This is a genomic window from Streptomyces hyaluromycini (genome assembly GCF_002217755.1).
Classification (GTDB): Bacteria; Actinomycetota; Actinomycetes; order Streptomycetales; family Streptomycetaceae; genus Streptomyces; species Streptomyces hyaluromycini.
In genome coordinates, this window is sequence record NZ_BCFL01000016.1 from 404,444 (window position 1) to 415,564 (window position 11,121).

Consider the following 11,121-nt stretch of genomic DNA (forward strand, 5'->3'; position numbering starts at 1 on the left):
CGGGTGATCGACGCGTACGAGGATCCGGGCACGCCCGACACGCGTGGCGGCTGGTCCTATCTGTGGTGGCTGGTGGCCTGCCAGCCGGGCCGCTCGCTGGCCGGGGCGCTGCTGGGCAGTGCCTGGCTGACGCTGATGGCCGGGACGCCGTACATGATGGCCCGGGCCGTGGACGACGGCCTGGTGCCGGGTCATATGGCGGTGCTGGCCGGCTGGTCGGCGGCGATCTTCGTCCTCGGGGCGGTCAACGCCTGGATCAGCATCATGCGCCACCGCACGATGACCCGGGTACGGATGGACGCCTACTTCCGCACCATCAAGGTGCTCGTCGGGCAGGCGGTACGGCTCGGCGCCGAGCTGCCGCGCCGGGCCGACGCCGGGGAGGTCGTCACGATCGGCGTCGGCGACGTGCACACCATCGCCCAGGCGCTGACCGTCGTCGGCCCCGGGGTGGGCGCGGTCGTCGTGTACGCGGTGGTGGCCGGCCTCCTCATGACGATCTCGCCCCTGCTGACCGGCGTGGTGCTGCTCGGAGTGCCGGTGGTGGCCCTCCTCGCGGGCCCGCTGGCCCGGCGGCTGCAGGGCAGGGAGACCGAGTACCGGGAGCGCCAGAGCGTGCTCACGGCCCGCATCGGCGACCTCGCGGGCGGCCTCCGCGTCCTCAACGGCCTCGGCGGCAAGGGCCTGTTCGCGGACGCCTTCCGCCGTGACTCCCAGCACCTGCGCGCCCAGGGCTACCGGGTGGGCGCGGTGGCCAGCTGGGTCCAGGCGCTGGGCATGGGGCTGCCGACGGTGTTCCTGGCGGTGGTCACCTGGATCGCGGCCCGGATGGCCGCGCAGGGCGACATCACGGTGGGCCAGCTGGTGTCGGTGTACGGCTATGTGGCGGTCCTGGTCGGCCCGGTGGCCTTCCTCCTCGACATGGGCTACCAGCTGAGCCGGGGCGTGGTCGCCGCACGCAGGGTCGTACGCCTGCTGCGCCACGAGCCGCCCCCGGACGAGGGCACCGCACAGGCCCCGGCCGAGCCGGCCGTCCTGCACGACCCGGAATCGGGAGTACGTCTCCGCCCGCGCCGCCTGACAGCCCTGGTGAGCGCCGCCCCGACGGAGACGGGAGCGGTGGTGGACCGCCTGGGCCGGTACACCCCGTCGGACGTGACGTGGGGAGGGGTACGGCTGGACGCCGTACCCCTGCCGGAGGTACGCGCCCGCATCCTGGTGGCCGACAACGACGCCGATCTGTTCGCCGACACCCTGCGCGATTCGATCGGGGGCGGCGTGAGCGCGCCCCATAGGGGCGCGGGGCCACATCAAATGCGCGGTTCCGACGCGCCCCATAGGGGCGCGGGGAACTGCGCGACCAGCCACAACGGCGCCGCACCCGCCGACGCACCCCCCGCCGCACCCCCCGACGCGCAAACAACCCACGCCCTCCACGCCGCCGCGGCCAACGACATCGTCCAGGCCCTCCCCCACGGCCTCGACTCCCGGATCGACGCCCAGGCCCGCAACCTCTCCGGCGGCCAACGCCAACGCATCCGCCTGGCCCGCGCCCTCCTCGCCGACCCCGAGGTCCTCCTCGCCGTGGAACCCACCTCCGCCCTCGACGCCCACACCGAGGCCCTCGTAGCGGAGCGCCTCCGCACCGCACGCGACGGCCGCACCACCCTCCTCACCACCACCTCGCCCCTGGTGCTGGCCCACGCCGACGAGGTGATCTTCCTGGTCGACGGCAAGGTCGCCGCGACCGGCACCCACGAGGGACTGCTGGAGTACGAACCCGGCTACCGCGCCCTCGTGGCCAGGGACACGGAAGAGGAGGAGGTCGCCAGGTGACGACGAGCCAACTTCCGGTCGCCGGCCGCGCCGACGTACGCCGGGCCACCCTCCGCCTGGTGGCGGCGGACCGCGGGGCCTTCGCCGCCGCCCTGCTGCTGAACGCGGCGGCCGCCGCCACCGGCCTCGCCGGCCCCTGGCTGGTCGGCCGGATCGTGGACGAGGTACGGGCCGGCCACGGGGTGGGCGCCGTGGACCACCTCGCCCGGTGGATCCTGCTCTGCTCCCTCGCCCAGCTGCTGCTCGCCCGCTCCGCGCGCTACCTCGGCCACCGCTTCGGCGAGCGCACCCTGACCCGGGTCCGCGAGGAGTTCGTGGACCGGGCGCTGGCGCTGCCCGCGTCGGTCGTGGAGCGGGCCGGCACCGGCGACCTGACCGCGCGCGGCACGGGCGACGTGAGCACCGTCGGCACCACCCTGCGGGACGCCGGGCCCGAACTGCTGGTCAACACGGTGCAGGCGCTGTTCGTGATGGGCGCGGTGTTCGTCCTGGACCCGGTGCTGGCCGCGTTCGGAGTGCTCGGGATGACCCCGATCTGGATCGCGCTGCGCTGGTATCTGCGCCGGGCCCGGGACGGCTATCTCGCCGAGGGGGCCACCACCTCCGGCGTCGCGGAGATCGTCACGGCGACGGTGACGGGCGCCCGCACCGTGGAGGCGTTCCGGCTCCAGGAGCAGCGGATCAAGGCGAGCCGGGACGCCCTGGAGACCAACCGGAAGGCCCGGTTCTACACCCTGCGGCTGCGGACGGTGTTCTTCCCGGCGGTCGAGGTGTCGTACACGGTGCCGGTGGCCGGGATGCTGCTGGTCGGCGGGCTGCTGCACGCGGGCGTCGGCGTGGTGGTGTCGGCGGCGCTGTATCTGCGGCAGTTCACCGAGCCGCTGGACCAGATCCTGATGCGGGTGGAGCAACTGCAGTCCAGCGGTGCCTCGTTCGCGCGGGTGGAGGGGCTGGCACAGGCTCCGCGGGCGGCGGCGGACGGCGGGGCACCCGCTCCGGCGGACGACCGGATCGACGTGCGCCAGGTGCGGTACGCCTACGAACGCGGCGGTGAGGTGCTGCGCGGGGTGGACCTCACGGTGCGGCCCGGGGAGCGGCTCGCGGTGGTCGGGCCGTCCGGCGCCGGGAAGTCGACGCTGAGCCGGCTGCTGGCGGGTGTCGACGCGCCCGGGTCGGGCACGGTGACCGTGGGCGGGGTGCCGATCGCGGGGCTGGAACCGGAGCGGCTGCGCCGCCAGGTCGTCCTGGTCACCCAGGAGCATCACGTCTTCCTCGGCACGGTCCGGGACAACCTGCTGATCGCCGAACCGGCCGCGGCCGACGCCGACCTGTGGGCGGCGCTGACCGCCGTCGGCGCCGACGACTGGGTGCGCGGCCTGCCCGACGGCCTGGACACCCGGCTCGGCACGGGCGGCACGGCCACCGACGGCTCCCGGGCCCAGCAGCTCGCGCTGGCCCGGGTGGTGCTGGCCGACCCGCACACGCTGATCCTGGACGAGGCGACCGCGCTGCTGGACCCGACCACCGCCCGGCACACCGAGCGCGCCCTGGCGGCCGTACTCGAAGGCCGTACGGTCATCGCCATCGCCCATCGGCTGCACACCGCCCATGACGCCGACCGGGTGGCGGTGATGGAGGACGGTCTCCTCACCGAACTCGGCACGCACGAGGAGCTGGTGGCGGCGGGCGGGGCGTACGCGGCGCTGTGGGCGACCTGGCACGGAGACCCCTCCTGAGGCACCCGCGCCGCTCCCCTCCGCACCGGGCGTCCCTCCTCACAGGGCGTCCGGCCCCCGCTCCCGCGTCCTGATGCGGACCACCTCCTCCACCGGCGTCACCCACACCGTCCCGCCGCCCGTGCCGCGGCCGCCCGCGGCACGGATGACGCGGACCAGGTCGGCGGCGTCGAAGTCGAGGGTGAGGATGTCGAGGCGGAGCTGCGGGCTGAGGTCCACGCGGTACTCGGTGCCCCGGTAGATCTCCACCCGGACCCGGCGGGGCGTGTAGGCCTGCACCTCCGTCACGGTCACACCCCGTACCCCGAAGGACTGCAGTGCCTTCATCACGTCGGGGACGCGGTGCGGGGGGAGGACCGCGGTGATGAGTTTCACGGAAAACCCTTCGCCTGGCAGCTACTACGGCTTCCGGTCCTCGACTCCCGCCGCCTCAGCCGGAGTCCGGCTCACGCTCCTTCTCCTGTGTCGGTGCCGGTGCGGCGGCGCTCGCCGCGGCCACCCCCACCGGCTCCGCCCCGGCCGCCGTCGCGGTCTCCGCCGGGTAGGCCTCCTCGTCGTGGACGGCGAGGTCGCCGCTCTCCAGGACGGCGTCCGGCGCCCGGAGTTTCACGAACAGGCCGATGGCCCTGAGGATCAGGAAGGTCATCACGGCGTCGTAGACGATGACCGTGCCGGCCGCGCCCGCCTGCTTCCACAGCTGGTCGAGGTTGCCGTAGAGCCAGCCGCTGGTGGACCAGGCGGTGGAGCCGTCCTTGTTGAGGTACACCGCCATGGCCGGGTCGGCGAAGATGCCGACGAGCATGCCGCCGGCCAGGCCCGCGATGCCGTGGGTGTAGACGACGCCGAGCGCGTCGTCGACCTTGGAGAAGGGCTTGATCCTCGGGAGGTAGGTCCAGGCGAGCCAGACGATCGACGACGAGATGATGCCGATGTAGATCGCGCCGATGCCGGTGACGAACCCGGCCGCCGGGGTGATGGCGACGAGACCGACGATCATGCCGTTGATCGCGCCGAGGAAGGTCGGTTTGCGCTGCGGTCCGGCGAACATGTCCCACAGGACCCAGACCAGCAGCGCGACGGCCGTGCAGAGGTTGGTGTTGAGGACGGCGGCGGCCGCGTTGTGGCCGCCGAAGTACATGTCGCCGCCGTTGAAGCCGTTCCAGCCGAGCCAGAGGATGCCGGCGCCGACCGCGACCATGGGCAGGTTGTTGGGGACGCCGTGCGCGCGGTCCTTGGCGAGGCGGGGGCCGATCACGGCGGCGGCCACGAAGCCGGAGGTGCCGGCGGCGAGGTGGATGACGTATCCGCCGGAGTAGTCGAGGGCGCCCTTGCCGGCCCACCAGCCGCCGCCCCACAGGAGGAAGGCGTTGACGGTGTAGACGAGGGTGGACCAGAGCGGGACGAAGAGCAGCCAGGCGCGGATGTTCATGCGGCCGATGACGCTGCCCATGAAGAGCAGGGGTGTGATCGCCGCGAACGCGAAGTGGAAGTAGGCGAGCGTGGACTGCGGGAAGTGGAAGCTCGGCATCAGGTCGTTGCCGTTGACGAGCGGGATGTAGGCCTGCTGCTGTTCGCTCGCCGAGCCGACGATGGTGCCGGGGCGGCCGACGAAGGCACCGAGGATCCCGGGCCAGTGCGCGTTCAGGGGCTCCCCGAAGCCCATCTTGAACTCCCACAGCACCCAGCCCACCAGCACCAGCGAGAAGCCGGTGAAGGCCATGAACATGGTGTTCACGACCCACTTGCGCTGGACCAGACCGCCGTAAAGAATCGCGATGCCGGGAATGCTCATGAGCCCGACCAGGGTCGCGGCGACGAGCTGCCAGGCGTTGTCCCCGGCGTCCAGCCAACTCGGATAAGGAATCACTGCACCGTCAACTCCCCTCCTGGGAGCGGCGGTCCGGCAGACCGCCGAATTGCACGGCAGGATCCGCCCGTTGGTGTTGCTCCGTGGTTCCGGGGGCATGTCGCGCCCGCAAACTTCCCCTCACATACCGGGCTTTCCCCTCGGACTTACGAGGGTTTTACGACACCCCCTGCTCGGACCGCACCCGACAACGGTTCGCATACCGGACGTGAACATCCGGTCAACGAACGATTTCCGGCCAAATTTCTGACGCGGTCCTGACAGGTGGCGTTTTCTGCTGCCACTCTTCCCACGGCCGACTCACAGCAACCCCACAGCTTCACCCCCGCCGCCGCTGTCGAGTCCGGTACTGCACACGCACACGGTTCCGCGCTTCGCCCAGTTCTGCCCGGCCGGCCCACCCGCCGTCCGGATCTCCCCTGGCCGTGTGACCCGCGGCCACGCAGAAGGAGTCAGTGTTGAGCAGCACTTCCTCTCGCAGACGCACCCCCCACAGCACGTACCGCCGCACCGCAGCGGTGGCCCTCGCGGGCGTCACCGCCCTGATCGCCGCGGCCGCCCAGTCGGGCGCCGCCAGCGCCGCCCCGGCCGCCCCGCAGCTCGGCCGGGTCAACCCGGCCCACGCGGCCGTCAGGCTCTCCCCCTCGCAGCGCGCGGAACTGCTCCGCGACGCGAGCGGCGAACGGGCCGCCACCGCCAAGGCGATAGGCCTCGGCGCCAAGGAGAAGCTGGTCGTCAAGGACGTCGTGAAGGACGCCGACGGCACCCTGCACACCCGCTACGAGCGCACCTACGCCGGTCTGCCGGTGCTCGGCGGCGACCTGGTCGTCGACACCGCCAAGTCGGGCGCCACCGAGCGGGTCGTCAAGGCGAACAACGCCACGCTCAAGGTCGCCGACCTGACCCCGGCCAAGAGCGCGGCGAGCGCCGAGAAGACGGCCCTCGCCGCCGCCAGGACGCTGGGTTCCACCAAGTCCGCGGCCGACGGCGCCCGCAAGGTCATCTGGGCCGGCCACGGCACCCCCGTCCTCGCCTACGAGACCATCGTCGGCGGCTTCCAGGACGACGGCACCCCCAACCAGCTGCACGTCATCACCGATGCCGCCACCGGCAAGAAGCTCTTCCAGTACCAGGGCATCGAGAACGTCACCGGCACCGGCAACACCCAGTACAGCGGGACGGTGTCGCTGTCGACGACCCAGTCGGGTTCGACGTACAACCTGACCGACGGCGACCGCGGCGGCCACAAGACGTACAACCTGAACCACGGCACCTCGGGCACCGGCACGCTGTTCTCGCAGTCGAGCAACACCTGGGGCAACAGCACCACGTCGAACGCCGCCACCGCGGGTGCCGACGCGCACTACGGGGCCGCCGAGACCTGGGACTTCTACAAGAACACCTTCGGCCGCAGCGGCATCAAGAACAACGGCGTCGGCGCCTACTCCCGCGTCCACTACGGCAACTCGTACGTGAACGCCTTCTGGGACGACGGCTGCTTCTGCATGACCTACGGCGACGGCTCCGGCAACGCGGACCCGCTGACCGCCCTCGACGTGGCCGGCCACGAGATGAGCCACGGCGTCACCGCCAACACCGCCGGCCTCAACTACAGCGGCGAGTCCGGCGGCCTCAACGAGGCCACCTCGGACATCTTCGGCACCGGCGTGGAGTTCTACGCGGCCAACTCGACCGACGTCGGCGACTACCTCATCGGCGAGAAGATCAACATCAACGGCGACGGCACCCCGCTGCGCTACATGGACAAGCCGAGCAAGGACGGCGGCTCCGCGGACAGCTGGTACTCCGGCGTCGGCAACCTCGACGTGCACTACTCGTCCGGCGTCGCCAACCACTTCTTCTACCTGCTGAGCGAGGGCAGCGGCGCCAAGGTCATCAACGGCGTCAGCTACAACTCGCCCACGTCGGACGGCCTTCCGGTCACCGGCATCGGCCGGGACAAGGCGCTGCAGATCTGGTACCGGGCGCTCACCACCAAGTTCACCTCGACCACCAACTACGCGGCCGCCCGCACCGGCACCCTCGCGGCGGCGGGCGAGCTGTACGGCACCACCAGCACCGAGTACAAGGCGGTGCAGGACGCCTGGGCGGCCGTGGCGGTCGGCGCGCGCTCCGGCGGCGGCGGTGGCGGTACGGGCACCTCGTACGAGAGCAACACGCCTGTGTCGATTCCGGACAACGGGCCCGCGGTCACCTCGTCGATCACGGTCTCCGGCCGGACCGGCAACGCGCCGAGCAACTTGCAGGTAACGCCGAATATCAGCCACACGTGGCGTGGCGACCTGGTGATCGACCTCGTCGGTCCGTCCGGGACGTCGTACCGCCTGAAGAACTTCAGCTCGTCCGACTCGGCGGACAACGTGACGGACACCTACACGGTGAACGCCTCATCCGAATCGGCCAATGGCACCTGGCAGTTGAAGGTCCAGGACCAGGCCGCGCAGGACGTCGGCACGATCAACGGGTGGAAGCTGACCTTCCCCTAACCGCAGGTAACAGAGCCGGGCAACGGGCGCCGTCCGGGGGGATCCTCCCCTCGGGCGGCGCCCGTTTTACATGCCCGCAACGTTCACCCAACACCTGCTTTTCGGCCAACATCACTTCAGGGTCCTGACATGTACGCGACCTTGATGTCACTCTTCCATCACCCGTCGCACAGCACAGCAACTTCACATCCCCACAGCCGGGCCGGTAACCCCACTCCGCCCGGACTCCCCACACCATGAAGGAGCTTGAGTGAGCCCCCTCTACGCGCGTCACAAGCGCACGACGCTCGCCATCGCCACCGCTGTCGCCGCCGGCGCCCTCCTGACCACAGGTATGACCGCGAACGCCTCGGCCGTCGACAAGAAGCCGCTGGCCGCCGCCCCCACGCTGCTCTCCAACTCCGCCCGCACCGCCCTGATCAAGAAGGCGGACGCGAACGTCGCCGAGACGGCCAAGCAGATAGGCCTCGGCACCAAGGAGAAGCTGGTCGTCAAGGATGTCGTGAAGGACGTCGACGGCACCGTCCACACGCGCTACGAGCGCACCTACGCGGGCCTGCCCGTCCTCGGCGGCGACATCGTCGTGCACACCTCCAAGGCCGGCAAGACCGAGGGCGTCACCAAGGCGACCAAGGCGACCATCAAGGTGGCCTCCCTGAAGCCGCAGCTCACCGTCGCCAAGGCGGAGAAGGCGGCCCTCACCGCCGCCAGGACGCTGGGCTCCACCAAGTCCGCGGCCGACGGCGCCCGCAAGGTCATCTGGGCCGGCCACGGCACCCCCGTCCTCGCCTACGAGACCATCGTCGGCGGCTTCCAGGACGACGGCACCCCCAACCAGCTGCACGTCATCACCGACGCGGCCACCGGCAAGAAGCTCTTCGAGTACCAGGGCATCGAGAACGCCACCGGTACCGGCAAGACGCTGTACTCCGGCACGGTCAGCCTCACCACCACGCTGTCGGGCACGACGTACTCGCTGACCGACGCCTCCCGCGGCAGCCACAAGACGTACAACCTGAAGCACACCACGAGCTCCGGCACCGGCACCCTGTTCACCAACACCACCAACACCTGGGGCACCGGCGCCGCTTCCAGCTCCACCACCGACGTGACCGCGGCCGCCGACGCCGCCTACGGCGCGCAGGAGACCTGGGACTTCTACAAGAACACCTTCGGCCGCAGCGGCATCAAGAACGACGGTGTCGGCGCCTACTCCCGCGTCCACTACGGCAGCTCCTACGTGAACGCGTTCTGGGACGACAGCTGCTTCTGCATGACCTACGGCGACGGCTCCAGCAACACCCACCCGCTGACCTCGCTGGACGTGGCCGGCCACGAGATGAGCCACGGCGTCACCGCCAACACCGCCGGCCTCAACTACAGCGGCGAGTCCGGCGGCCTCAACGAGGCCACCTCGGACATCTTCGGCACGGGTGTCGAGTTCTACGCCAACAACGCCTCCGACCCCGGTGACTACCTCATCGGCGAGAAGATCGACATCAACGGCGACGGCTCCCCGCTGCGCTACATGGACCAGCCCAGCAAGGACGGCGGCTCCGCCAACTACTGGTCCTCCTCGGTCGGCAACCTCGACGTGCACTACTCGTCGGGCGTCGCCAACCACTTCTTCTACCTGCTGTCCGAGGGCAGCGGCGCGAAGACGATCAACGGGGTGTCCTACAACTCCCCGACCTACAACGGCTCCACGGTCACCGGCATCGGCCGGGACAAGGCGCTGCAGATCTGGTACAAGGCGCTGACGACGTACTTCACGTCGACCACCAACTACAAGTCGGCCCGCACCGGCACGCTGTCCGCGGCGGCCGCGCTGTACGGCTCCGGCTCCACCGAGTACAACGCGGTGGCGGCGGCCTGGACGGCGGTCAACGTCAGCTGACCCCGCCCCCAGCGGTACAGGCGGGCCCCCGGGGAGAAGGCGTCCCGGGGGCCCGCCCTACGCTCTCTCCCATGTCCTTCACGTACGAGGCGGTCGGCGCCACTCGCGAGAGCCTCGCCGCCTGCCCGCCGGGCTTCCACCCGCTGCACGTGCGCACGCGCATAGGCGAGGGCCAGGAAGTCTTCCACCGGGCCGCCGAGGCGGTCCTCACCTGGGAACTCCACCGCGCCCTCGGCGTGGGCATCGACGCCACCGCCGACCGCGCGGCCCCCGGCGTCGACGTCACCGTCACCCTGGCCGGCCTCATCAAGGCCCCCTGCCGCATCGTCTGGACGGCCGAGGAGTCGCGCCGCGCCGGCTGGGCCTACGGCACCCTCACCGGCCACCCCGAATCCGGCGAGGAGGCCTTCGTCGTCGACCGCACCGGCGACGGCACGGTCTGGCTCACGGTCGCGGCCTTCAGCAGACCCGCCAAGTGGTACGCCCGCGCGGGCGGCGCGGCGACCCGGGGGCTGCAGCACGCGTATGCGCGGAGGTGCGGGGCGGTGCTCAGGAGACTGTGCGCAGAGTCGGCCGAGGACTGACCGGCGTTTCACGTCCGTCGGCGCCGCGAAGAGATCGCCGTGCGGGGCCGCGGCCTGCCGCTCGGCCGGTTGTCCCTGCCCGCTCACCGTGTGGGTCAGATGTAGGTGAAGGGGACGGCGTTGCTGTTGCCGGCCGGGGTGTGGACTTGGACGCCGACCGTTCCGGCCGCGTGGGCCGGAGCCGTCGCGACGACGACGCTGTCCGAGAACACGACGAACGCGGCCGGGATTCCTCCGAAGGTCACGGAGTCGGTGAAGGTGAGGTTGGAGCCGCTGATGGTGACGGAGTCACCGCCCGACGTCGAGCCCTCGTTCGGGATGAGAACCGTGATCGTGGGGGTGCCCAGGTATGTGAAGTACGGGTTGCCCGGGCCCAAGGTGCTGGTGCCGCCGGGTGTGGTCACGGTGACCACGACCGTGCCGGTTCCGGCAGGGGCGATCGCCGTCACCTGACTGTCGGAGACCACCGTGAAGCTGGTGGCGGGGTTCGCGCCGAAGTCGACGGCGGTGGCGAGGGCCAGGCCGCTGCCGGTGATGACGACGCTGGTACCGCCGGACTCCGGACCGGAGTGCGGCTCCACGTCGATGACGACGGGGGCGGCGACGTAGATGTACGGCAGGGGGTTACTGGTGCCCCCCGGCGTGGTCACGGTCACGTTCACCGCGGACGGTGGCCCTGCGGGGGCGGTGACGG

General features: G+C 71.1%; 8 protein-coding genes. 5 read left to right on the forward strand and 3 right to left on the reverse strand.

Features of this window, described 5'->3' with window-relative positions; genetic code table 11:
• The first annotated feature begins 3 nt into the window (after positions 1 to 3).
• Positions 4 to 1,836 (forward strand): ABC transporter transmembrane domain-containing protein, encoded by a 1,833-nt coding sequence (locus tag SSP29_RS01880; RefSeq protein ID WP_089098674.1) that lies wholly within the window; start codon positions 4 to 6, stop codon positions 1,834 to 1,836.
• The gene (locus tag SSP29_RS01885) at positions 1,833 to 3,572 is read left to right on the forward strand and encodes an ABC transporter ATP-binding protein (protein WP_089098675.1); all 1,740 of its coding nucleotides are present in this window, start codon (positions 1,833 to 1,835) and stop codon (positions 3,570 to 3,572) included. The genes SSP29_RS01880 and SSP29_RS01885 overlap by 4 nt, the downstream gene beginning before the upstream one ends.
• Before the next feature lie 39 nt (positions 3,573 to 3,611).
• Here the strand turns inward: SSP29_RS01885 and SSP29_RS01890 are convergent, their stop codons facing one another.
• Positions 3,612 to 3,947: a P-II family nitrogen regulator gene (locus tag SSP29_RS01890; RefSeq protein ID WP_089098676.1), complete on the reverse strand. Its 336-nt coding sequence runs from the start codon at positions 3,945 to 3,947 to the stop codon at positions 3,612 to 3,614.
• 55 nt (positions 3,948 to 4,002) lie between these two features.
• Positions 4,003 to 5,439 carry an ammonium transporter gene (locus SSP29_RS01895; RefSeq protein ID WP_089098677.1) on the reverse strand — a complete coding sequence of 479 codons (1,437 nt, stop codon included), beginning with the start codon at positions 5,437 to 5,439 and terminating at the stop codon, positions 4,003 to 4,005.
• Positions 5,440 to 5,897: 458 nt separating this feature from the next.
• Between SSP29_RS01895 and SSP29_RS01900 the strand changes: the two genes are divergently transcribed.
• From SSP29_RS01900 to SSP29_RS01910, 3 genes are all read left to right on the forward strand, one after another.
• Positions 5,898 to 7,946, forward strand: a complete 2,049-nt coding sequence (locus SSP29_RS01900; protein WP_089098678.1) for a M4 family metallopeptidase — start codon at positions 5,898 to 5,900, stop codon at positions 7,944 to 7,946.
• A gap of 250 nt (positions 7,947 to 8,196) precedes the next feature.
• Entirely contained in the window at positions 8,197 to 9,843 is a 1,647-nt protein-coding gene (locus tag SSP29_RS01905) for a M4 family metallopeptidase (RefSeq protein ID WP_089098679.1), read from the forward strand.
• A 71-nt stretch (positions 9,844 to 9,914) separates the two neighbouring features.
• Positions 9,915 to 10,427 (forward strand): DUF1990 domain-containing protein, encoded by a 513-nt coding sequence (locus SSP29_RS01910; RefSeq protein WP_089098680.1) that lies wholly within the window; start codon positions 9,915 to 9,917, stop codon positions 10,425 to 10,427.
• Positions 10,428 to 10,522: 95 nt separating this feature from the next.
• Here SSP29_RS01910 and SSP29_RS01915 read toward each other — a convergent pair.
• Positions 10,523 to 11,121, reverse strand: a 599-nt coding sequence (locus SSP29_RS01915) for an IPT/TIG domain-containing protein (RefSeq protein ID WP_174855912.1), incomplete at its 5' end; no start/stop codon positions are given.

Coding starts and splice junctions, on each gene's coding strand:
- SSP29_RS01910 (WP_089098680.1), top strand. CDS start 9,915: ATGTCCTTCACGTACGAGGCGGTCGGCGCCACTCGCGAGAGCCTCGCC.